The organism is Parabacteroides sp. AF39-10AC (assembly GCF_003635405.1).
Classification (GTDB): domain Bacteria; phylum Bacteroidota; class Bacteroidia; order Bacteroidales; family Tannerellaceae; genus Parabacteroides; species Parabacteroides distasonis.
On record NZ_QTLP01000007.1, the window covers coordinates 83,769 to 108,193 of the forward strand.

Here is a 24,425-nt window from a genome sequence, read left to right on the forward strand (position 1 = left end):
GGAGTTGAGATGAGGAAAGAAGCGAAGATAAAAGATTCTATAAAAGGCTTTCATTGGTGGCTGGGGGCTTTGCTGTTGTTATTGTCCGCCTGTGTCACGGATTACGAGCCGAAGGGTTTGGAGCAGGTACGGGATTTGTTGGTCGTGGATGGTATCATCACGAATGGCGAGACTACGATAAAGCTCCGGAGAAGCGTGGGCCTGACCGACGATTTCACGGAGGATGAGTTCGTGAATAACGCCAAGGTGGTGGTGGAGCGTGAGGATGGAGCTGTTTTCACTTGCGCTAATTCTTCCGGGAAGGGAGAGTATAAGGTGGATATGGGAGAGCTGGACCCGGGTAGCCGGTACCGGCTACATATCTCGCTGGATGGGCTGGAGTATGAGTCGGACTATCTGGGACCGGAGATAACGCCTCCGATCGACTCTCTCTCCTTGCTGAAGAAGGGGCCGGGAGAGGAGGTCCGTCTCTGTGTGTCTACGCATAATGCCCCGGATCGATCCTCTTATTTCCGCTGGATGTATAAGGAGAATTGGGAGGTGAAGGCGGAGATCTTCATGGCTGCCGAGAAAATGGGTAATACGGTCGTAATATATGATTTACTTACATCGAATAATTGGTATTATTGCTGGGGGAAGGACAGCTCGAAGGTGATCTCCCTAGGCAGTTCCGATAGGCTGACGCAGAACGTGATCGCTAACAAAAGTATCGCCTCGTATCATCCCAGCGATCGCCGTTTCTCGATGTTGTATCATGCGGAGGTGGAACAATATGCGTTGCACCGGGAGGCTTACGACTACTATTTTAATTTGCAGAAGAACATAGAGGAGTCTGGTAGCTTGTTTGCCCCTATTCCTTCCGAGATGAAAGGGAATATCCGCTGCGTGACGGACCCGGAGGTTCCGGTGATCGGTTTCGTGGAAGTAGCGACAGTGACTCGCCTCAAGCGTTTCTTTCCGGAGATAGAGAAGGTATATGAGGCCGAGGTTACGGGCTGCGCAAGCACGATCGTACAGGGATCGGAATATGATAATAATCCGGATTACGGATATGTTTCCTATAATCCGATGAATGCGGCGAGTAATACGTATGCGCTGAAACGTTGTATGGATTGCGGCCGTTTTGGTTCGAAACAGAAGCCCTCTTGGTGGCCTACCAGTCATTTATAATTTAGTTGCTATGAAGAAGTCTATGATAAAACAATGTATCTTGTCGCTCCTCTGCCTCTTATGGGCGGGGCAAACGGTTCTCGCAGGGGAATTGCGAGAGCGGGTTTACCTGCAAACGGATAAGCAATTTTATCTGTCGGGCGAGCTTGTATGGATGAAATTCATTGCCACGGATTTGGACCAACGGTTGTCCGACGTGAGCAAGGTCGGGTATGTGGAGCTTCTGGATAGCGCCTCGGCGGTCGTGCAAGCCCGACTCGTGCTGGAGAAGGGGGTAGGGAATGGTTGCCTGCAATTGCCTTCTACCTTGCCGACCGGAAACTACCGGCTGGTTGCCTATACCCGTTATATGCGGAACGAGGGGGAGGAGGTCTTCTTTGAGAAGCCGCTGACGGTGGTGAACACCTTCGTGACGAATGAGGCCCTGCTGACGGATACTTTATTGCCCACTTACTCTTTTACGAGGCGAGAGGGCCCGGTTTCCGTATCACCGGACCGTATGACCTATGATACCCGTTCAGGGGGGGAGATCCGGATAAACGGCCTGCCCCCGGATCTACAGACTCTATCGGTCTCTATCGCCGGGATCGACTTGTATAAACCTTCCGCCCGGAGCGGTATCGTTGATTGGAAACAAAGCATGCCTACTACGGGGTCATCGCCTGCCGATCATAAATTCTTGGCGGAATACGAGGGGCCGATCCTGACGGGGAAAGTGATCGATCTGTCCACGGGCGAACCTTCGTCTAAAGAGGCGGTGAGGCCTTTATTGGGCTTTTCCGGGGGGGAGATCCGCCTTTTCGGGGGGCAACTGGGCGCTGCCGGGGAGGTGACTTTCTTTACGAAACATATATCTGGGACGCACGAGATCGTGACGGTGGCTTTATCCCCTTCCTCCTCTCGCTACCGGGTGGACATCGAATCTCCTTACGCTACGCATCCGGAGAAGGAGCTTCCTGCCTTGAGATTGAATCCCGCTTGGCAAGATGAGTTGGTGAAGCGGAGCGTGGGGCTACAGGTGTTGCATGCTTACCGGTCTGATTCCTTGGTTCGGGAAAAAGCGGAGAAGCCTTGGTTCCAGTGGCAACCGGATTGGAGTTATCTTTTGGATGAGTACACCCGTTTCACGACGATGGAGGAAGTCGTGATCGAGTTTATCCCCGGCCTCCGCTTCCGTAAGATGGATGGGGTTCGCCGGTTGGCGGTCCTGACCGAGGAGCGGATCGGGTATACGATCGGTAACTCATTGGTTTTATTGGATGGTATCCCCATCACCGATCACGAGATCATTTTTAAGTACGATCCCCTAAAAATCCGGAAGATCGATGTGTATAAAGGTAAGTACGTATTCGGTGGGCAGATATTCGACGGTATCGCCTCCTTCTCCTCTTATGAGCATAATTACCCGGGTCTGGTAGTCGATAACTCCACCCAGTTCTTTGATTATGAGGGCACGCAAGCCCAGCGCATCTTCTATATGCCCGCTTACCGGACAGAGGCCGAGAAGCGATCTCCTGTTCCGGATTTCCGCCATACCTTACTTTGGCGACCCGATATCCGGACAGCCGGCGAGTCCTCTATATCCATCCCCTTTACCACCTCCGACCTGACCGGTGATTTCACCATCACCATCGAAGGCCTGACCCAAACCGGCGAGGCCCTCTATGCGACGGAACAATTTCAGGTAAAATAACGTGCGGTATGGATTATTCTATTTATCTTTGTAACCTTACTATGGGAAATTAAATCGGATTGAAGATTATGGGAACATTGGAATTGAAATTATCATTGATACAACGGCTCAGTCTCATAAATGATGATGATTTGTTACATCGTATCAAGAGCTTGATTGATAGGATGGAGGAAAGGCAAGCCCTTCGCTTCTCGCCGGAAGTAAAGGTTGCCATAAAGCATGCGCGAGAAGATATCTCGGAGGGGCGTTTTATTGAAGATGAAGGACTGGATAGATATATGGAGCGATGGGTAAACGAAAGTTGATTTGGTCTCAATCAGCTTTGAATGATATGACCGAAATTTTTGACTATTATAATAAACGTAATAAGAGTAAAACGTACAGCACTAAATTATTAGGAGAGTTTAGGGCGATAATGCGTTTAATCCTTTCTTCTCCTCGTATGGGGATCAAGACAGAGGATGAGAATATCCGTTATGTGCTATCTGGTAACTATGCCTTATTTTATGAAATCAAGTCTTGTACAATAGAGGTCTTGATTGTTTGGGATTGCAGACAAAGTCCCGGGCGGTTGGAGATGTGCATCCGTCAACGTCGTTGATATGAAATAAAAACAATTCAAGATATCCTCATTCTCATCTTAAATCCGTACTTTTGGCGAAAAATCAGATTTAAAGATGAGAAGTTTCGCTAGTGACAACAATTCCGGCGTGCATCCCCGGGTAATGGATGCGATCATCAAGGCAAATGATAATCATGCGGTTGGATATGGTGATGATCCTTGGACAGAGGCCGCTACGAGTAAGATACAAGAAGTGTTCGGCAAGGATGCTTCTCCTTTTTTCGTGTTTAACGGGACGGGGGCGAACTCCGTGGCCCTGCAAGCCGTAACCCGTCCGTTTAATAGCATCCTGTGCGCCGAGACCGCCCATATCAACGTAGACGAATGTGGAGCCCCCGCACGGATGACCGGTTGCGCCATCGTCACGATCCCTACGACGGACGGTAAGCTGACACCGGAATTGATCCGTCCCCATCTGAAGAACTTCGGGGTTTGCCACCATTCGCAACCCAAGGCCGTTTATATCTCCCAAGTATCGGAATTAGGTACGATCTATACGATAGAGGAAGTGAAAGCGATCGCCGATCTCTTACATTCGTACGATATGTATCTGCATATGGACGGAGCCCGCTTGGCGAACGCCTGCGCTTACCTGAATTGCACGATGCGCCAAGTGACCGTAGACGCAGGCGTGGATATCTTGAGCTTCGGAGGCACGAAAAACGGTATGATGATGGGAGAGGCCGTGGTCTCGTTCCGCCCGGAGATCACGGAGAACCTGCGATTTTACCGAAAGCAATCCGCTCAGCTAGCCTCGAAGCTACGTTATCTCTCCGCCCAGTTCATCCCTTATCTGGAAAATAACCTCTGGTTGGAGAACGCCATGAAAGCGAATATCAGTGCCGCCAAGCTAGCGGACGTGCTACGACAATACCCGGAGATTCATTTTACGCAGAAGATCGAGTCCAACCAGCTCTTCTTCACGATCCCTGCCGAGGCGTTGAGGAAGTTGCAAGATAAATATTTCTTCTATATGTGGAACGAGGAGATCAACGAGGCCCGTCTCGTTACCTCTTGGGATACTTCCGGCGAGGATATCGCTGAGTTCGAGCAGTCATTGAAAGAGATATTCGGTTAAGGTATAGATATAAAATGAATATAAACATTAGATCGAATCCTATGAGGAAATGGTTTATTTGGGCGATCGTTATGATCGGATGTTTGCCCATAAATAAGGCATTGGCACAGCAAAGCGGCGATGCCGAGCGGAATACGTTGCGTATCATGAGCTATAATATCCGCAACGGAAGGGGCATGGATGAGGTGACGGACCTCGGGCGTATAGCGGAGGCTATACGTAAGGTAGCCCCCGATGTAGTCGCCGTACAGGAGGTAGATAGCGTGACCGGAAGAAGCGGCGGGATCGACGTGCTCCGGACACTGGGAGAACGCACCCTGATGTTCCCTACCTACGCCCCGGCCATCGACTTTGATGGCGGTAAATACGGAGTAGGTATGCTGAGCAAGGAGAAGCCGGTGAGCTACCGCTATATCGCCCTTCCCGGACGGGAGGAGGAACGGGTCTTGCTATGGGTCGAGTTTGAGAGATATATCTTCTGCTGCACGCACCTTTCCTTGACGCCGGAAGACCGGATGCTCTCCTTGCCGATCCTTCGGCGGGAAGCCGCTTCCGCGCATAAACCCCTGTTTATCGCCGGGGATTGGAACGCTACGGCGCATTCCCCCTTTATCACGGAAATCAGCAAGGATTTCCAGTTGTTGAGCAATCCTAAACAGGCTACATTCCCGGCTTTCACGCCGGATAGCTGTTTGGACTATATAGCGGGTTATGTAAAGAATGGACAGCCCTTTACCCGTTTGTCCGCATGGGTTCCCGAAGAGGCGGTGGCATCGGATCATCGCCCGGTCGTAACGGAGGTTCGTCTGAAGGCTAAGCCGGAAGAGATCTTTTATGCGGCGCCCTATCTCCAAAATCCTACGGAGGGCGGCATAACGGTGATGTGGCAGACCCATGTCCCTACGTATAGTTGGGTAGAATACGGTACGGACACGCTGAACCTGAAAAAGGCCCGTACCATCGTGGACGGTCAAGTGATATGCAACGGCTTGCATAATAAGATCCGGCTGACGGACCTACGACCGGGGCAAACCTATTACTACCGGGTATGCTCGCAGGAAATCATGCTTTACCAAGCCTATAAGAAAGAGTTTGGCGAGACGGCGGTATCCCCGTTCTACACCTTCACGCTCCCTTCCGCATCCCAAAAGGATTTCACGGCCTTGATCTTTAACGACCTGCATAAGCATATCCCGACCCTAGACGCCTTATACGGGCAAGTGCGTGATATCCCTTATGATTTCGTGGTATTTAACGGGGATTGTATAGACGATCCCGCCAATGAGAAAGAAGCTTTGTATCATTTGGCTTATTTATGCGGGAAGGTGGGCGCCAGTCATGTACCCGCTTTCTTCCTTAGAGGCAACCACGAGATACGCAACGCTTACTCGATCGGCCTGCGTGCCTTGTTTGACTATGTGGGCGATAAGACGTATGGGGCGTTCAACTGGGGAGATACCCGTTTCGTCATGCTGGATTGCGGCGAGGATAAACCGGATAGCACATGGGTGTATTATGGCCTGAACGATTTCACCGGTCTCCGGAAAGATCAAGTGAATTTCCTCTCGAAAGAATTGAGCGGCAAGGAGTTTAAGCAAGCCTCGAAGCGGGTTTTATTGAACCATATCCCTATCTACGGAAACGGGGATGCCTATGAGCCTTGTCCGGAGCTTTGGGGAAGCCTGTTGGCGAAAGCCCCTTTCAACGTGAATATATCCGCCCATACGCATCAATACGCCTTCCACCCGAAAGACTCGTTGGGAAACAACTTCCCGGTGATCGTAGGCGGGGGGTATAAGCTCGATTCGGCTACGGTGATGGTATTGCGGAAGAAAGGAGACGAGATGAGTGTACGAGTGTTGAACGCAAAAGGGGAGACCTTATTAGACTTGAAACTATAAGAGACAGGATGAATACGGATTTGATTTACGGGATCGATGACCGTCCGCCTTTGAAAGAGACGCTTTTTGCCGCCATCCAGCATCTGCTGGCTATTTTCGTGGCGATCATAACACCTCCCTTGATTATCGCCGGGGCGCTGAAACTGGATATGGAGACGACCGGCTTCTTGGTTTCCATGGCCCTGTTCGTCTCCGGGGTATCCACATTCGTTCAATGTCGTAAATTAGGACCGGTCGGGGCGGGGCTGCTATGTATCCAAGGCACCAGCTTCTCGTTTATCGGCCCGATTATCACGGCTGGTTTGTCGGGAGGGCTTCCCCTTATTTTCGGCGTTTGTATCGCCGCCTCTCCGGTAGAGATGATCGTGAGCCGTACTTTTAAGTATCTGCGCTCGGTGATTACTCCCTTGGTATCGGGTATCGTGGTGTTGCTCATCGGCTTGAGCCTGATCAAGGTAGGAGTGGTCGCTTGCGGCGGTGGGTATACGGCTATGGATAACGGTACGTTCGGTAGTTTGCGTAATATCGGGGTAGCTGTGTGCGTTTTGTTGAGTGTCTTGTTCTTCAATCGTTGTAAGAACAAGTACTTGCGGATGAGTTCCATCGTGTTAGGGTTGTGTATCGGTTACGCGATCGCTTTCGCCATGGGAATGGTGGATATGGAGGCTGTCTCCTCGCAGAGTTTGAGAGGGTTTAATATCCCGGTTCCCTTCAAATATGGATTGGATTTTAATATATCTTCATTCGTGGCGATCGCCTTGATCTATCTGATCACGGCGATCGAGGCTACGGGGGATATTACGGCCAACTCGATGATATCGGGAAAATCGATCGAGGGAGAAGGCTACCTGAAGCGAGTCTCCGGCGGGGTGCTGGCGGATGGGGTGAACTCGTTTATCTCCGGTGTTTTTAACTCTTTCCCGAACTCTATCTTCGCCCAGAATAACGGGATCATCCAGCTGACGGGAGTCGCCAGCCGGTACGTGGGGTATTATATCGCGGGTATGCTGATCCTGTTGGGATTATTCCCGGTTGTCGGCGTTATCTTCTCCTTGATGCCCGATCCGGTGCTGGGAGGAGCTACCCTGCTGATGTTCGGTACGGTGGCGGCGGCAGGTATCCGTATTATCGCCGCCCAAGATATCAACCGGAAGGCCACGTTGGTGTTGGCGGTTAGTTTGTCCTTGGGGTTGGGGGTGGAGCTGATGCCGGATATTCTAGGGGCCGCTCCTCAAGTGATCCGTGGCATTTTCTCCTCCGGCATAACGACGGGTGGCTTGACGGCCATTCTGGCGAATTTATTTATACGTGTAAAAGAAGATCAAACAGAATAACAAATTATGGAATTATTGAAGCAACGCATCTTGCAAGACGGCCGCTGTTATCCCGGCGGTATCCTTAAAGTGGATAGTTTTATCAATCATCAAATGGACCCGATGTTGATGTATAAGATCGCCGAGGAATTTATCCGTCGTTTTCAAGATCGTAAGATAAACAAGATCGTGACCATCGAGGCGAGCGGTATCGCCCCGGCCATTATGGTAGGTTATATCATGCAGCTGCCGGTGGTCTTCGTAAAGAAGAAGAAACCGAAGACGATGGAGAACATGCTCTCTACCGTGGTCCATTCCTTCACGAAGGATCGTGACTATACGGTATGTATCAGCAATAACTTCTTGACTCCGGAGGATCATATCCTGTTTATCGATGATTTCTTGGCTTACGGAAACGCCGCCATGGGAATGGTCGAGTTGGCGGAGCAATCGGGAGCCGTGATCGAGGGTATGGGTTTTATTATCGAGAAGGCGTTTCAAGATGGCGGGAACCTGCTACGTGAAAAGGGCATACGTGTGGAGAGCCTCGCCATTATCGATAATCTGGATGATTGTAAGATAACGGTTCGTTAAAGGAAAAGATATGGATGAGAGAATAAAAGAAAAGTTGATTAACCGTGCGAAGACGAATCCTTATGTGAATTTTCTGGGGATCGACTTCACGGTTATCGAGGAAGGTCGTGTAGAGGCGCATATGCCCTTGCATGACGAGCAGAGACAATATAGCGGCGTGACGCATGGGGGTGTCTTGGCTGCTTTGGCGGATACGATCGCCGGTTTCGCCGCCTATACGATGACCCCGCTGGAGAAAGACGTGCTGACGGCAGAGTTGAAAATGTCTTTCTTACGGGCCGCTTGGGGTAATGAGCTGATCGCCAAGGGTACCGTGATCAAGGCGGGACGGAATATACATTTTTGTGAGTGCGAGATTTATTGCGACGATAAGTTGGTGAGCAAATCTTCCGGCACCTTTTGTGTGGTCCATCCCCAAGTATAGAAAAGATGTTACTTATTTATCAATATCATGAAGACTTCAAATGTAAAAAGAATCCTTTGCGGCTGCCTGTTGTTCGCCGCTACGTGGCCGGCATTCAGCCAGCCTGCCACGAATCCCCGCCTGATCATCCGTGCGGATGACATGGGGTCGTTCCGTTCCGCCAATATAGCGTGTATGGAAGGGTATAAGAATGGGGTGGAGACCTGTATAGAGGTTATGGTTGTCACCTCGTGGTTCCCCGAGGCCGCCCGGCTGTTGAGGGAGAACCCGGGGATAGATGTCGGGCTTCACCTGACGCTGACCAGCGAATGGGATAACGTGAAATGGCGTCCGCTGACGCATTGTCCCAGCTTGACCGATAGCAATGGCTATTTCTTGCCGATGATGTCTCCGAATTCCGCCTACCCGGGTCTGGCCATTCTGGAGAATACATGGAGCTTGGCCGAGATCGAGCAGGAGGCTCGGGCCCAGATAGAGATGGCCTTGAAGAACATTCCCCAGATCAGCCATATCTCCGGTCATATGGGATCGACCGGTTTCGATCCGGAGGTGGTGAAGTTGATGCGCCGCTTGTCCGAGGAATATCATCTGCCGGTCGTGGATCGGGTAGAGGCGATGCAGGAATACGATTTCACCTATTCCGGGTATGATGGAGCCTCCAAGACCCCGGCCGAGAAGGAGGCCAGTTTCATCCGGATGTTGGATAAGCTGGAACCCGGTAAACGCTATATGTTCTTGGATCACCCGGCCTTGGATAACGAGGAGATGAAAACCGTCGGGCATATCGGCTACGAGAACGTGGCGATGGACCGTCAAGGCGTGACCGATCTTTTTACCAGTCCGAAGGTGAAGCAAGCCTTGAAGGATAAGAACATAGACCTGATCAGTTATAACGACCTGACCAAGGAACTCCCTCGTGCGGAAGCCTCGAAAGCCTTGGATAAGGCGTTCGGCAATTATCTGCGGGCGGTGAAAAAGGCGGATCAAGACTTACATAGTATCATGATCCTCCAGCATGGAAAGGTCGTAAAGGAGCAATGGCTGGGTGAGGGCGACCGCCATACGCCGCACGTCTTGAACTCCGTTAGCAAGACCTTTACGGCTACGGCTATCGGTTTCGCCGTCGCGGAGGGTAAATTGAAGGTCACGGACAAGGTGATCTCCTTCTTCCCCGACCAATTACCGGCCGAGGTAAGCCCTTACTTGAAAGAGCTGGAGATACGTCACCTATTGACCATGTCCTCCGGCCATGATGTCGATCCCACCGCTTTAGTACGGCAGAAGGGGAACGAGAAGGCCGATTGGGCAAAGCTCTTCCTCTCGGCGCCGTTGGTACATAAACCGGGAACCTATTTCGTATACAACAGCCTCGGCACGTATATGCTTTCCGCTATCATCCAGAAGGTGACGGGGGAGAAGGTGATCAATTATCTCTATCCCCGTCTGTTCCGTCCGCTGGGTATCGTCGGCGCTACTTGGGAAGAGAGTCCCCAAGGCGTCAATTGCGGTGGTTGGGGTTTGTATCTCAAGACCGAGGATCTAGCGAAAATGGGTCAGTTTTTCCTGCAAAAGGGAAAATGGAACGATAAGCAATTGCTCCCCGAAAGCTGGATAGAGGAAGCCACCACCTCCAAGATAGCCTCTTTGCCCGCCGGTATGAGACCGGAGAACTTGAAGATGAAGCCGAAAGATAGCGACTGGTTACAAGGCTACGGTTACCAGATGTGGCGTTGCCGCCATAACGCCGTTCGTGCCGATGGAGCCAATGGACAATACATTATTATATTGCCCGAGCAAGATGCGGTAATCGCCATGACGGCGAATATCGGCGATATGCAGGCCGAGATCGACTTGATATGGAAATATATCTTGCCTGCCTTGAGATAGGAACTGTAGGCCCTACGTCCGGGAAACCAATAAGAGGCCCCGGACGTAAGCCTATGTGACTTGTTGGGCGTAAGCGAATGGTTTACGGTACGTAAGTCAATGGATTACGGGAAAAACTCAATGATTCCCACCCCGTAAACCATTGGGTTACGAAAAAGGAAAAGCCTTCTGGTCACAGACCGGAAGGCTTTTCTTAGTTGCGGAGGCAAGACTCGAACTTACGACCTTTGGGTTATGAGCCCAACGAGCTACCACTGCTCCACTCCGCGATATAGTTGCTATCATTTCTTGATTGCGAGTGCAAAGGTAGGGATATTTTCTTACAAAACAAATTTATTGCAAGTTTTTTTTAATATACTTGGTAGATACGATCTTTTTTAAGTACTTTGCGCACAGTTTTAATCAAAATGTGCAATACAATGCCGATGACAGTTTCTAAAACACGTGACATGTTGGTGGATGTGGCCAGACAATTGTTTGCCCGCATGGGGGTTGATAACACGACGATGAACGATATTGCACAGGCATCTCGTAAGGGGAGACGTACGCTTTATACGTACTTTAAAAGCAAGAACGAGATCTATTTGGCGGTAGTGGAGTCGGAGCTGGACCAGCTTCATAAGATGCTGGTGGACGTGGCCAGCAAGGATCTGCCGGCGGACGAGAAGTTGCTGACGTTTATCTATAGCCGCTTGGACGCTGTAAAGGCGTTGGTATTTCGGAACGGTACGTTGCGAGCTACCTTCTTCCGTGATATATGGCGGGTGGAGAAGGTACGCAAGAGCTTCGACCTTCGGGAAGTGGAGATCATAAAGGGAATATTGGACGATGGCGTGAAGGAGGGTATATTCAGCATGCCGGACACGGACATTACCGCCCTCGTGCTCCATCATGCCTTGAAAGGGCTGGAGGTGCCCTATATCCGGGGGATCATGGGTGATAATATCAGCCAGCGGATTAAACGTAGAGACAATGTGATGAATTTAATATTCAACGGAATAAAGATTAAGTAAATCAAAGACACTAAGGAATGTTTATTAATGCGACAGGGTTTTATGTGCCTGAAGAACGGGTAGATAACCAACATTTTCTTGAATTGAGCGGGTTGACAAGTGAGTGGATTGAGCAACGGACGGGAATTCATACCCGCTCGAAAGCGAAAGAGGGGGAGAATATCAATACCATGAGCCTTGAGGCCGTGAAGGACGCTCTTCCCAAATTGCCTTACGATATCACGGAGGTAGACTTGATCGTCTCCGCTTCGTATTCTCCTTATGATACGGTTGCGACGGCCGCGCATACGGTTCAACATGAGTATACTATCGCTGACGCGAAAGCTTTATATCTATCCTCGGCTTGTTCTTCTTTCTTGAACGCCTTGGAGGTTGTGGAGGGATATTTCGCCATGGGGAAGGCTTCCAAGGCTTTGGTGCTTTCCGCTGATAAGAACTCCGCTTATTATAATGAGACAGACCCGAAGGCGGGCCATTTATGGGGTGATGCCGCTGCCGCTTTCTTTATCTCCAAGGAGCGGATCGGTGAGGGCGACGCTGAGATCGTAGAGGTCTACACGCAAGGTCTCGGCCATTTGTCGAAAGCGATGGAGGCGGTTCACTTGCGTCCTCGTGACGGCGGTATCTTGATGCCGGAGGGGCGTGACGTATTTATCCAAGCTTGTACCTATATGCCTAAGAATGTCCTTCATTTGTTGGAGAAGAACGGTTATACGCTGGATAACCTTACTTATTTCATCGGCCATCAGGCGAATATGCGTATCATGGCGAATATCGCCAAGCAATTGAACTTGCCGGACGAGAAATTTTTGCACAATATCGAGGAGCTGGGAAATACGGGTTCCGTAAGCTCGGCCTTGGTATATGCCCAGAACGATAAGAATTTCAAGAAAGACGACTTGATCGCTATCACGGTATTCGGCGGTGGCTATTCGACGGGAGCTTGCTTGATTAAACATTGATATTAAAAAATTTGAGTAATATGAAACTATTAGAAGGTAAAGTGGCTGTCGTAACGGGTGCCGCTCGTGGTATTGGTAAGGCTATCGCCTTGAAGTTCGCCCAAGAGGGCGCTAACATCGCTTTCACGGATCTGGTGATCGATGAGAATGGCTTGGCTACACAGGCTGAGATCGAGGCTTTGGGCGTGAAGGCGAAAGGATACGCTTCTAACGCCGCTAACTTTGAAGAGACTCATAACGTGGTGGCCGAGATCGTGAAGGATTTCGGACGTATCGATATCTTGGTGAACAACGCCGGTATCACGAAAGACGGCTTGATGATGCGTATGAGCGAGGGACAATGGGACGCTGTGTTGAACGTGAACTTGAAGTCCGCTTTCAACTTTATCCACGCTTGTACCCCGGTCATGATGAAGCAACGTGCGGGTAGCATTATCAATATGTCTTCTGTCGTAGGTGTCCATGGTAACGCCGGACAAGCTAACTACTCCGCTTCCAAGGCCGGTATGATCGGCTTGGCTAAGTCTGTCGCTCAGGAGTTGGGTTCTCGTGGCATCCGTGCGAACGCTATCGCCCCGGGATTCATCATCACGGATATGACCGCTCAGCTGTCTGACGAGGTACGTGCCGAGTGGTGCAAGAAGATTCCTTTGCGCCGTGGTGGAACGGTCGAGGATGTGGCTAATATCGCTACCTTCTTGGCTTCGGATATGTCTTCTTATGTATCCGGACAGGTTATTCAGGTTGACGGCGGTATGAACATGTAATATGGAGGTTATTTACGAGGATAATCATATTATAGCGGTAGATAAGACCTGCCGTGAGATCGTGCAAGGCGACAAGACGGGCGATAAGCCTCTCTCGGAGATGCTGAAGGCATGGCTGAAGAAGAAGTATTGCAAGCCCGGTAACGTCTTTGTCGGTGTCACGCACCGTCTGGATCGTCCGGTGAGCGGGGTCGTGATTTTCGCCAAGACGAGCAAGGCCCTCTCTCGCTTGAACGAGATGTTTCGTGTCGGTGAGGTGCGCAAGACGTATTGGGCGATCGTCAAGAACCGTCCCCCGCAGGATGAGGGTGAGTTGGTGGATTGGCTGGTGCGGAACGAGAAGCAAAATAAGAGTTACGCTTACGATACCGAGCGGCCGAATGCCAAGAAAGCCATCCTGCGTTATAAATTGATCGCCCATTCGGATCATTATTATCTGTTGGAGATCGATTTGAAGACGGGGCGGCACCATCAGATCCGCTGTCAGTTGGCGAAGATGGGATGTCCGATCAAGGGAGATCTGAAATATGGTTTCGATCGTTCCAATAAGGATGGAGGCATTAGCTTGCACGCACGTAGTGCGGAGTTTATCCATCCGGTTTCAAAAGAGAACGTGCGAATTGTCGCTCCCGTACCGGACGATAATTTGTGGAAAGCGTTGTCGGTTGATCAATAAGATAATAGATGAAGATCTGGTATCTGTGAAATCCTTTCGGATGGAAAAAGCATTTCATTCGAAGGGATTTTTATTTTTAAGTGTAGACTTTCCCGGCTGGTTGTGGATTTATTCCCCAGTTGGATATGCCCTAATTTTAGTATAAATGTTAACATAAACGCTATACGGTTTGTTATTAAGTGAAGTAACGTTAATTATCGATGTCCTCGAGAAAAATGGAATGATTCTTTCTTTCTTAAATGACAAATGTGACATAAGTAATTTATATAGGTAGAATGAGCAAGAAAAGATTGGCAAAAGTACAGGTTATCTTGATAGCCCTTGTAGTAGCGATGACGGGTTGCCACCATAAGGAAGAGCAGCAATTGCCCATCGTGATCGTAGACAAACCCTCAAAAGAAGACGTGCAGATTTATGGTGAGTACGTGGGACGTATCCGTGCCGCCAGCTTTGTCGAGGTACATGCCCGTGTGGAGGGATTCCTAGAGAAAATGTTGTTTGAGGAAGGTAAACGGGTGAAGCAGAATGAGCCCCTGTTTATGATTAATCCCGATAAATATCGTGCTAGGGTAGAGAAGGCGAAAGCCCAACTGAAGAAAAGCCAAGCCCAAGCGGCCAAGGCCCGGCGTGATGTGGAACGCCTGAAACCGTTGTACGAGCAACACGCCGCCAGCCAGCTGGATTTGGATAACGCCACGGCCGCTCTGGAAGACGCCGAGGCGAATATCGCCATGAGCAAGGCGGATCTGGATCAAGCGGAGATGGAGTTGAGCTATACGGTAGTGACCTCGCCGCTGTCCGGGTATATCAGTGAGCGTTTCGTGGATGTGGGCGCTTTGGTGGGCCCGGGTGTCAATTCGAAATTGGCGGCTGTCGTGAAGAGCGACACGGTATTGGTCGATTTTAAGATGACCGCCTTGGATTACCTGCGTGCCGAGCGTCGTAACGTGAAGTTTGGCGAGCGGGATACGACCCGTTCGTGGCAGCCTACCGTGACGGTTACCTTAGCGGACGACTCTGAATACCCGGTAAAAGGTATCGTGGACTTCGCCGATCCGCTGGTGGACCCGAAGACCGGTACGTTTGGCGTTCGTGCGGAACTATCCAACCCGAACCAGAAATTATTGCCCGGACAGTTCACGAAAGTGAAGCTCCTGCTGGATGTCCGAGAGCGTTCGATCGTCGTTCCCCGGAAAGCGCTCTCGATTGAGAAAGGAGGTGCGTTCATCTATATCATCCGTAGGGACGATATCGCCGAGAAGCGTTTCGTGCAGACCGGCCCGGAGATCGGCAACAAGGTCGTGATCGAACGAGGCTTGGGCGAGAACGAGCGAGTAGTGGTAGAGGGTTATCATAAATTGGTACCGGGCGTGAAGGTACATGCGGTAGAGGCCGGCGACGAGAAGGCTATCCAAGCGCTTAGAGAGGAGGAAGAACAATGAAACCGGGATTCTTTATAGACCGTCCTGTCTTTTCGACCGTCTTATCGATCCTGATCGTGATTGTCGGAATCATCGGACTGGCATTGTTGCCTGTGGACCAGTATCCGCAGATTACGCCCCCCGTGGTGAAGATCAGCGCCACGTATCCGGGAGCGAGCGCCCTGACAGTGTCTCAAGCGGTCGCTACCCCAATCGAGCAGGAGCTGAACGGTACGCCCGGCATGATTTATATGCAAAGTAGTAGCTCGAACTCGGGTAGCTTGAATATTACGGTGACCTTCGATGTATCCGCCGATGCGGACTTGGCGGCTGTCGAGATCCAGAACCGTGTGAAACTGGCCGAGAGTCGTTTGCCCGCCGAGGTGATCCAGAATGGTATCACGATCGAGAAGCAGGCACCCAGCCAGCTGATGACCTTGAGCTTGATGTCCGACGATCCGAAGTTCGACGAGATTTATCTGAGTAACTTCGCCACGATCAACGTGTTGGACGTATTGCGCCGTATCCCGGGCGTAGGCCGTGTATCGAATATCGGTAGCCGTTATTACGGTATGCAGATCTGGGTATATCCGGATCGGTTGGCTAATATGGGATTGACGGTAAAGGACTTGCAGGATGCCTTGAAAGACCAGAACCGGGAATCGGCGGCGGGCGAGCTGGGTAAGCAACCTGTGCTGGACGTGGATGTCACCTTGCCTATCACGGCCCCGGGACGTTTGTCCACCGTGAAGGAGTTTGAGGATATCGTGGTGCGGGCGAACCCGGATGGCTCGATCGTCCGGATGAGCGACGTGGCCCGGGTATCGCTGGAGGCTTCCTCGTATTCTACGGAGAGTGGGATCAACGGGAAGAACGCCGCTATCTTGGGTATCTATATGTTGCCGGGAGCGAACGCTCTGGAGGTCGCCACGAAGGTGAAAGAGGCGATGAAGGATATCAGCAAGAACTTCCCGGAGGGCTTGGAGTATAATTTCCCGTTCGATATGACGGAGTATATCTCCCAATCCGTGCATGAGGTGTATAAGACCTTGTTCGAGGCCCTCTTCTTGGTCGTTCTCGTGGTGTTCCTCTCGTTGCAGAATTGGCGTGCGGCCTTGATCCCGACGATCGCTGTCCCGATCTCCTTGATCGGAACGTTCGGTTTTATGTTGATCTTCGGCTTCTCGTTGAATATGCTTACCTTGCTGGGATTGATCTTGGCGATCGGTATCGTGGTGGACGACGCTATCGTGGTGGTGGAGAACGTGGAGCGTATCATGGCCGAGGAGCGTGTGACCGCCCGTGAGGCTACGCATAAGGCGATGCGGGAATTATCCGGCGCCTTGATCGCTACCTCCATGGTATTGGCCGCCGTGTTCGTGCCGGTGAGTTTCTTGGGAGGTATCACGGGGCAGTTGTACCGTCAGTTCTCCGTCACGATCGTGGTTTCCGTGTTGCTGTCCACGGTAGTGGCCTTGACGTTGAGCCCGGCGATGTGCGCCATCATCTTGCGTCCGTCTCATAAGAAGAAAGCGTTTATTTTCCGTAAGATCAATCTGTGGTTGGCGAAAGGAAATAAGAAATATACGAAGTTGTTGCGTATCTCCATCGCTAATCCCCGCCGTATCTTGGCAGGGTTTGGGATGGTACTGGTGGCTATCTTCGTCTTGAACCGGGTGTTGCCTACCAGCTTTATCCCGGAGGAGGATCAAGGGTTCTTCACTGTAGAGCTGGAGATGCCCGAGGGTACTACCTTGGAGCGTACACGTGCCGTGACAGACCGTGCGATCGAGTTCCTCGACCATCATCCGGCCGTGGCCTACGTGCAGAACGTAACCGGTAGCAGTCCCCGTGTCGGTACGAACCAAGGGCGTGCCACGCTGACGGTGATCCTGAAACCGTGGGAAGAGCGTAAATCCTCCGGCATGAAGGTAGAGGACGTGATGGCCGATGCCCGCCGGGAATTCTATTATTACCCCGAGGCTAAGTCGTACGTGAACCGTCCGCCGGTAATCCCGGGCTTGGGTGAGAGCGGTGGTTTGGAGATGCAGTTGGAGGCTAGGGGAGACGCTAGCTGGGATAATCTGGTAAGCGCCACGGATACCTTCCTGTATTACGCCTCGCAGGCGCCGGAGCTTCAAGGCGTATCTTCCGCCATGCAGAGCGAGATCCCGCAGTTGTATTTCGACGTGGATCGTGACCGGGCGAAGTTCCTCGGCATCCCTTTGTCCGATATCTTCTCGACCATGAAAGCTTATCTAGGCTCCGTGTACGTGAACGACTTCAATATGTTCAACCGTATTTACCGTGTATATATCCAAGCGGAGGCGCCTTACCGGGCTACCCGGGATAATCTGGACTTGTTCTTCGTGCGCAGCAAGGACGGGGCGATGGTTCCCTTGACCGCCTTGGGCACGACCCAATATACGACCGGCCCGGGAACGATCAAGCGTTTCAATATGTTCACCACGGCCTCGATCAACGCTGTAGCCGCCCCGGGATATAGTACGGGCGAGGCGATGGCGGCGATGGAACGGATCGCTAGGGAGCATCTGCCCGAGAATATCGGTCTGGAGTGGAGTGGTCTTTCCTATCAGGAGAAACAGGCCGGCGGGCAGACGGGATTTGTCTTGGCGTTGGTATTCTTGTTTGTCTTCTTGTTCTTGGCGGCTCAGTATGAGAGCTGGATCGTGCCGATCGCCGTATTGCTTTCCTTGCCGGTCGCCACGTTGGGTGCTTACTTGGGTATCTGGGTGACGGGGTTGGAGAACGATATCTATTTCCAGATCGGTCTGGTAACCCTGATCGGTTTGGCGGCGAAGAACGCTATCTTGATCGTCGAGTTCGCCAAGGTACAGGTGGATAACGGGGTAGATGTGGTGAAAGCCGCTATCCATGCCGCCCAGATGCGTTTCCGCCCGATCTTGATGACCTCGTTGGCTTTCGTGTTGGGTATGCTTCCGATGGTGTTGGCTAGCGGGCCGGGCTCAGCTTCCCGCCATAGTATCGGTACGGGCGTGTTCTTCGGTATGCTGGTGGCGATTACGGTAGGTATCGTGTTGGTTCCCTTCTTCTTTGTCTTGATCTATAAGATAAAGGGAAAGATGCGGATGGAACGTATCGCTCAAAAGAAAGAAGTGGTAACCTCTATTTTAAAGAGACACAAAAACGGAAAATTATGATGACAAAGAATTTCTATATAGCCGCTTTCGTCGTTTCTATGCTGGCGTTCTCTTCCTGCAAGATCGGAAAGCGTTACGCACGTCCGGAGTTGAACCTGCCGGACCGGATCGAGGCTTATACGGATACGACCGATACGGCGTCCGTGGAGAATATCCCTTGGGAGAGCCTTTACGCCGATGAGACCTTGAAAGATTTGATCAAAAAGGCTCTGGATAATAATAAGGATATGAAGATCGCCGCCGCCAAGGTGAAGGAGATGATCGCCGCCAAACGGATCTCTTTTGCGAATATGCTGCCGGAGGTGGGTGCGAATATCTATGCGCAAAAGGAACGCTTGAACTATGGAGGGGATGATCCGAAGCCCGATCCGGAGTTTGGGGCGAAACTGACTTTATCTTGGGAATTGGATTTATGGGGCAACCTCCGCTGGGCGAACGAGGCTACCATCGCTTCCTATATGCAGACCGTGGAGGGGCAGCGTGCCTTGCGATTGACCATCATCGCCGAGGTAGCCGCCAATTATTATCAACTTTGCGCCTTGGACCAAGAGTTGTCGATCGTGCAACAAACCTTGGACGCACGTCGTGAGGGTGTCCGCTTGGCGAAGCTTCGCTATGAGGGCGGACTTACTTCCGAGACGGCTTACAACCAAGCCCAAGTGGAGTTGGCCCGTACCGAGACCTTGATCCCCTCGCTGGAGCGTCAGATCAAGATCAAGGAAAGCGACCTCAGCATGTTGTTGGGCGAGTATACGGATGATATCCCCCGTGGCCTTTCCTTGAGCGACCAACACCTGCCGGATGCCTTACCGATCGGCTTACCGTCTTCTTTGCTGGAGCGCCGGCCGGATATGCGTCAAGCGGAGTTTAAGCTTCGGGCGGCGAACGCTCAGGTGGGTGTGGCGCAAACGGACTTATTCCCGAAGATCCGTTTGACAAGTAATTACGGTTTCGAGAGCGATGAGTTAAGCAGTATCTTGAAGAGTCCGGCAGGTTTTATTGCCGGAAGCCTGTTGCAGCCGATCTTCGCCATGGGGAAGAACAAGGCGAAAGTGAAAGCGGCGAAGGCTCGTTACGAGCAAGAGGTCTATAGTTACGAGAAGAGCGTATTAGGCGCTTTCAAGGAGGTGAACAACGCTATCGTGACCGTCCGCAAGGTGAAGGAGATCCGTGCTTCCCGCATGAATCTGGAAGCCTCCGCCAGTAAATATCTGGAACTCGCCCAACTGCAATACATCAACGGTGTCATCAGCTACATGGACGTATTGGATGCCCAGCGTGGTTTGCTGGACGCCCAGATCGGTTTGAACAATGCCGTGCTGGATGAGTTGCTGTCGGTGGTATACCTGTATAAGGCTTTAGGGGGAGGTTTCTAATCCTTATACCTAAAGCAGATATATGGATATCAATTTATAAACCAATGGAACCCATCCTATAACTCAATGGAATACGAACAAGATCCCATTGAGTTATAGGATGGGTTCCATTGGTTTTCTTATTTATAATAACCATTAAATAGTGAGATATTTACGAATTTTTCGAACAAATCTTTGCGTAGCCATTAAAAATTCCCTATATTGCATAGGGTGAATGTTATTTGCCTTTATCCTTAAATTTAAACTAAAAGAAAAGACTATTATGAGACAGAGCTTGATAGCGGCGGGAATGTTTTTATTAACGGGAGGTATGGTTGGTTGCGGTACCTCTTCTACCCAAGAGAAAGAGGATCTTATCGTGGTGGACGTATCGAAAGATTATCCCAAAAAGGAACTGATCTTGCAAGATCTTTTTGATGTGGAATATATTCCGTTGGAGACGACGGACGAGTTCGTGACGCTAGGCTGGTTGCAGGCGATTGGGAAGGATGTGATGATCATACGAAATATGTGGGCCGTCGATGGTGATATCTTTATTTATGACCGGAAAGGTAAGGCTATTCGGCATATCAATCGGAAAGGGCAGGGGAACGAGGAGTATGCCGCAACGAGCGGTGTCTATCTGGATGACGAGAAAGGGGAGATATTCGTGGGGAATAGGGCCGATGGCAGTGTGCTGGTCTATGATTTGTACGGCAATTTCAAGCGACGTTTTAAGTTCAATGGGGACGGGTTTGCGGATTTTAGCGCTTTTTATTCCCTGTATGATTTCGACAATGAGCATTTCATCGTCCAGGATTCCAATAGTGGACGCACATTCAATTTCACGACCAAGGAGGAGGACTTGGAGCCTAGAAATCTGTTCCAGCTCATATCCAAGCAAGACGGGAGCGTCTCGAAAGAGATAGAGATTCCTTTTGAGAAAAAGGTGTCGCAAGTATTGTTCGACGAAAAGGGCATAGGTATGGTTAATAACCCTTGTATCGTCCCTTACGGGGATCGTTGGCTACTTACGGAGCCATCTTGCGATACGGTCTACACCTATTCGCCCGCTGATGGATTAAAGCCCTTTATCGTAAGGACTCCCTCTATTCAATCCATGAGCCCGGAGATCTTTCTTTTCCCGGGTGTGGTTACGGATCGCTATTGTTTTATGCAGACCGTAAAGAAAGAATTGAACTTGGCGATGATGGATACCTACTATCGGTTGATGAGAACCGATTTGGTGTACGATAGGGAGACAAAGGAAGTATCTGAGTATGTCCTGTATAACGATGATTTCACGAAAGAAGTACCGATCGCCAATCTCGTGGACGAGATTTTCGACCTCACGGTCTTCAATAACGACGAGATCGCCTTCACGTGGCGGATAAATACCCCCGAACTTGTCGAGGCCTATCAAGAAGGACACCTCAAAGGCAAGTTAAAGGAGATCGCCGCGGGTATGCACGAGGAGGATAACCCCGTGATCATGGTGGCGAAGTATAAGCGATAATGAGAAAATTCTCATTATCTTTGCGCTCATATAATAATCAGAGATAGAAAATGCCATTAAATTTACAAAAGAACTTACCGGCTATCGAGCTGCTGAAGAAGGAACACATCTTCGTGATGGATTCCTTGCGCGCGTCGGAGCAGGATATCCGCCCCCTTCGGGTAGTCGTATTGAATTTGATGCCCCTTAAGATAACGACCGAGACGGACTTGGTTCGCCTCCTCAGTAATACACCCCTGCAAGTGGAACTTGATTTCATGAAGATCAAGGGACATACGCCGAAGAATACGCCCATCGAGCATATGCAGGAATTTTATAAGGATTTCGATGAGATGGCGGATGATTTCTACGACGGGATGATCGTGACGGGCGCTCCCGTGGAGCAGATGCCTTTCGAGGAAGTTAGTTATTGGGAGGAGATCACGCAGATATTCGATTGGGCCCGTACGCATGTTACCTCCACGCTCTATATCTGCTGGGCGGCGCAAGCGGGGCTATACCATTTCTATGGGGTGCCTAAATATGATTTGCCGGCCAAGATGTTCGGTGTCTTCCGTCATTCGCTCCGTGAACCGTTTGTCCCGATCTTCCGGGGGTTCGATGACGAGTTCTTCGTGCCTCATAGCCGTCATACCGAGATTCGCCGGGAGGATATCATGAAGGTGCCCGAGCTCACCTTATTGTCCGAGAGCGAGGAATCCGGCGTCTATATGGCGATGGCTCGTGGCGGGCGGGAATTCTTCATCACCGGCCATTCCGAGTATTCGCCCTATACGCTGAATGATGAGTATATGCGTGATTTGGGGAAGGGATTGCCCATCAACAAGCCTCGTAATTATTACCGGAATAACGATCCGGCGCAAGGCCCGGTGGTACGTTGGCGGGGGCACGCGAACCTGCTATTCACCAATTGGCTGAACTATTACGTATACCAAGAGACCCCGTTCCGCCGGGAAGATATTAAAAAACTAGGAAGCTTGTAAATGAGAAAAGAACCCCGTTCGATAGAACTGTTATCTCCCGCTAAGGATCTGATTTGCGGTAGGGAGGCGATTAACCATGGCGCCGATGCCGTGTATATCGGTGCCCCGAAGTTCGGAGCCCGTGCCGCCGCCGGTAATACGCTGGACGATATACGGCAGCTTTGCGATTACGCCCATCTCTATTCGGCTCGTATTTACGTGGCCTTGAACACTATCTTGAAAGAAGAGGAGCTGGCAGAGGCCGAGCAAATGATCTGGCAGCTTTACGAGGCCGGGGCGGATGCCTTGATCGTTCAAGACATGGGTATCACCCAGTTGAACCTTCCGCCTATCCCCTTGCACGCCAGTACGCAAACGGATAACCGTACGCCGGAGAAGGTGAGATTCCTGCAAGAGGTAGGTTTCACGCAAGTCGTATTGGCGAGGGAGCTATCGCTGAACCAGATACGGGAGATCGCCGAGCGAACGACCGTGCCTCTGGAGGTCTTCGTACACGGGGCGCTGTGCGTAAGCTATAGCGGCCAGTGTTACCTGAGTGCCGCCTTGAGCGGACGAAGCGCCAACCGGGGGGAATGCGCCCAGTATTGCCGCCTGCCTTATAGCTTGATCGACGCGGACGGGAAGGAGATCGTATCGGGTAAGCATCTCTTATCCTTGAAGGACATGAACCGGGGCGAATACTTGGAGGAGTTGTTGGATGCCGGTGTCTCTTCCTTGAAGATCGAGGGTCGTTTGAAGGATGTATCTTACGTGAAAAACGTAACGGCTTGGTACCGGAAGAAACTGGACGCTATCTTGGCCCGTCGGCCGGAATACCGTCGTGCCTCGGCCGGGCATAGCACTTACACGTTCGAACCTGTGGCGGAGAAAAGCTTCAACCGGGGTTTCACGCCTTTCTTATGGAAGGAGCGCACGAAGGATATCACCAGCTTTGATACGCCTAAGTCCTTGGGGGAGCCGGTGGGTACGGTGAAGGAACTGAAAGGAAACTCTTTCACGATCGCCGGACTGAAACAATTGAATAACGGAGACGGGCTTACCTTCTTCAACGAGAAAGGGGAGTTGGAGGGCTTCCGGGTAAACCGTGTGGAGGCGAACCGGATCTTTACGTTGGATCGCCCGGCGATCCGTCCGAAGATGCCTTTGTACCGGAATTTCGATCAAGAGTTTGATAAACTGCTATCCAAGCCATCCGCCGAGCGGAAGCTCTCTGTCCGGATGGAATTTCAAGATAACGCCTTTGGCTTCACGTTAAGTATGACAGACGAGACAGGAGCCCGTATCATGCTTACCCAGCCGTTCGAGAAAGAACCGGCCCGGCGGGATCAAGCGGAGAATATCCGTACCCAGCTCTCTAAGTTGGGAAATACGCCTTTTGAGGCGGTGGAGGTCACCGTGGCGATGTCCGATAACTGGTTTGTCCCTTCTTCTTTATTGGCCGAGATGCGTAGGCAAGGGGTGGAGAGGCTTATCTCTACCCGGCGGATTCGTTACCGCAGGGAAGAGGCTCGTCCGGTAAAGCCGTGTGTAGGCGAGACTTTGGAAATCCCTTTCCCAGAGAAGCGTCTGACTTATTTAGGGAATGTCTCCAATAGCAAGGCTGGTGCCTTTTATAAGGCGCATGGCGTGACTGCCGTGGAAGACGCTTTCGAGTTGTCTCCCCAGAAGGATGTCCCTTTGATGTTCACGAAACATTGCCTGCGGTACAGTATGGGATGGTGCCCTACCTACCAGAAGCAGAAGTCTCCCTATAAGGAGCCTTACTTGCTGCGCTATAAGGAAACGCTCTTGCGTTTGCGCTTCGACTGCAAGAATTGCCAGATGTTGATCTATGCGGAGGAATAACCGGCTTTGTAACTACTTAATCC

Annotated in this window: 20 protein-coding genes and 1 tRNA gene; 20 read left to right on the forward strand and 1 reads right to left on the reverse strand. The window is 51.1% G+C overall.

The features are described from left to right. Positions 1-9 precede the first annotated feature (9 nt). The 10 genes from DW033_RS08355 (at position 10) to DW033_RS08400 (ending at position 10,682) form a co-directional block, all read left to right on the forward strand. Positions 10-1,170 (forward strand): DUF4249 domain-containing protein, encoded by a 1,161-nt coding sequence (locus DW033_RS08355; RefSeq protein ID WP_008780321.1) that lies wholly within the window; start codon positions 10-12, stop codon positions 1,168-1,170. A gap of 10 nt (positions 1,171-1,180) precedes the next feature. Beyond that, positions 1,181-2,863: a hypothetical protein gene (locus DW033_RS08360; protein WP_008780322.1), complete on the forward strand. Its 1,683-nt coding sequence runs from the start codon at positions 1,181-1,183 to the stop codon at positions 2,861-2,863. A gap of 68 nt (positions 2,864-2,931) precedes the next feature. Next, positions 2,932-3,168 carry a hypothetical protein gene (locus tag DW033_RS08365; RefSeq protein ID WP_005868073.1) on the forward strand — a complete coding sequence of 79 codons (237 nt, stop codon included), beginning with the start codon at positions 2,932-2,934 and terminating at the stop codon, positions 3,166-3,168. Next, complete coding sequence (locus DW033_RS08370; protein WP_008778261.1) at positions 3,150-3,464, forward strand: type II toxin-antitoxin system RelE/ParE family toxin; 315 nt, start codon at positions 3,150-3,152, stop codon at positions 3,462-3,464. Before DW033_RS08365 ends, DW033_RS08370 begins: the two co-directional genes overlap by 19 nt. A 76-nt stretch (positions 3,465-3,540) precedes the next feature. After that, entirely contained in the window at positions 3,541-4,563 is a 1,023-nt protein-coding gene (locus DW033_RS08375) for a low specificity L-threonine aldolase (RefSeq protein ID WP_005868076.1), read from the forward strand. Between the two features lie 14 nt (positions 4,564-4,577). Continuing rightward, positions 4,578-6,464: an endonuclease/exonuclease/phosphatase family protein gene (locus DW033_RS08380; RefSeq protein WP_057326643.1), complete on the forward strand. Its 1,887-nt coding sequence runs from the start codon at positions 4,578-4,580 to the stop codon at positions 6,462-6,464. A gap of 8 nt (positions 6,465-6,472) precedes the next feature. Further along, entirely contained in the window at positions 6,473-7,798 is a 1,326-nt protein-coding gene (locus DW033_RS08385; protein ID WP_122382644.1) for a nucleobase:cation symporter-2 family protein, read from the forward strand. 6 nt (positions 7,799-7,804) lie between these two features. Continuing rightward, positions 7,805-8,371 carry a xanthine phosphoribosyltransferase gene (gene xpt, locus DW033_RS08390; RefSeq protein WP_005855972.1) on the forward strand — a complete coding sequence of 189 codons (567 nt, stop codon included), beginning with the start codon at positions 7,805-7,807 and terminating at the stop codon, positions 8,369-8,371. A 10-nt stretch (positions 8,372-8,381) separates the two neighbouring features. Next, on the forward strand, positions 8,382-8,795 hold the full coding sequence (locus DW033_RS08395) for a PaaI family thioesterase (protein ID WP_005855973.1): 414 nt from the start codon (positions 8,382-8,384) through the stop codon (positions 8,793-8,795). Between the two features lie 27 nt (positions 8,796-8,822). After that, positions 8,823-10,682 (forward strand): ChbG/HpnK family deacetylase, encoded by a 1,860-nt coding sequence (locus DW033_RS08400; RefSeq protein WP_122382645.1) that lies wholly within the window; start codon positions 8,823-8,825, stop codon positions 10,680-10,682. 197 nt (positions 10,683-10,879) lie between these two features. On the opposite strand, the gene DW033_RS08405 is transcribed toward DW033_RS08400, so the two are convergent. After that, positions 10,880-10,951 (reverse strand) — tRNA-Met (locus DW033_RS08405). 150 nt (positions 10,952-11,101) lie between these two features. Here DW033_RS08405 and DW033_RS08410 point away from each other — a divergent pair. The 10 genes from DW033_RS08410 to DW033_RS08455 all read left to right on the forward strand — a co-directional run bounded on the left by DW033_RS08410 (position 11,102) and on the right by DW033_RS08455 (position 24,402). Continuing rightward, complete coding sequence (locus tag DW033_RS08410) at positions 11,102-11,695, forward strand: TetR/AcrR family transcriptional regulator (protein WP_005855975.1); 594 nt, start codon at positions 11,102-11,104, stop codon at positions 11,693-11,695. Between the two features lie 17 nt (positions 11,696-11,712). Beyond that, positions 11,713-12,657, forward strand: coding sequence for a 3-oxoacyl-ACP synthase III family protein (locus DW033_RS08415; RefSeq protein WP_005868085.1), 945 nt, complete (start codon positions 11,713-11,715; stop codon positions 12,655-12,657). A gap of 20 nt (positions 12,658-12,677) precedes the next feature. Beyond that, positions 12,678-13,424, forward strand: coding sequence for a 3-oxoacyl-[acyl-carrier-protein] reductase (gene fabG / locus DW033_RS08420; RefSeq protein WP_005855977.1), 747 nt, complete (start codon positions 12,678-12,680; stop codon positions 13,422-13,424). A 1-nt stretch (position 13,425) separates the two neighbouring features. Continuing rightward, entirely contained in the window at positions 13,426-14,100 is a 675-nt protein-coding gene (locus tag DW033_RS08425; RefSeq protein ID WP_008780327.1) for an RluA family pseudouridine synthase, read from the forward strand. 275 nt (positions 14,101-14,375) lie between these two features. Beyond that, positions 14,376-15,542 carry an efflux RND transporter periplasmic adaptor subunit gene (locus DW033_RS08430; RefSeq protein WP_008778262.1) on the forward strand — a complete coding sequence of 389 codons (1,167 nt, stop codon included), beginning with the start codon at positions 14,376-14,378 and terminating at the stop codon, positions 15,540-15,542. Further along, positions 15,539-18,703, forward strand: coding sequence for an efflux RND transporter permease subunit (locus tag DW033_RS08435; RefSeq protein ID WP_005868089.1), 3,165 nt, complete (start codon positions 15,539-15,541; stop codon positions 18,701-18,703). The genes DW033_RS08430 and DW033_RS08435 overlap by 4 nt, the downstream gene beginning before the upstream one ends. Beyond that, a complete protein-coding gene (locus DW033_RS08440) occupies positions 18,700-20,079 on the forward strand; it encodes an efflux transporter outer membrane subunit (protein ID WP_008778263.1) in 1,380 nt (459 codons plus the stop codon). The genes DW033_RS08435 and DW033_RS08440 overlap by 4 nt, the downstream gene beginning before the upstream one ends. 262 nt (positions 20,080-20,341) lie before the next feature. Further along, positions 20,342-21,574, forward strand: a complete 1,233-nt coding sequence (locus tag DW033_RS08445; protein WP_005868091.1) for a 6-bladed beta-propeller — start codon at positions 20,342-20,344, stop codon at positions 21,572-21,574. A 50-nt stretch (positions 21,575-21,624) separates the two neighbouring features. Beyond that, a complete protein-coding gene (gene metA, locus DW033_RS08450) occupies positions 21,625-22,557 on the forward strand; it encodes a homoserine O-succinyltransferase (RefSeq protein ID WP_005855991.1) in 933 nt (310 codons plus the stop codon). Further along, complete coding sequence (locus DW033_RS08455) at positions 22,558-24,402, forward strand: U32 family peptidase (RefSeq protein WP_048928285.1); 1,845 nt, start codon at positions 22,558-22,560, stop codon at positions 24,400-24,402. It begins immediately after the preceding gene. Positions 24,403-24,425: the final 23 nt, after the last annotated feature.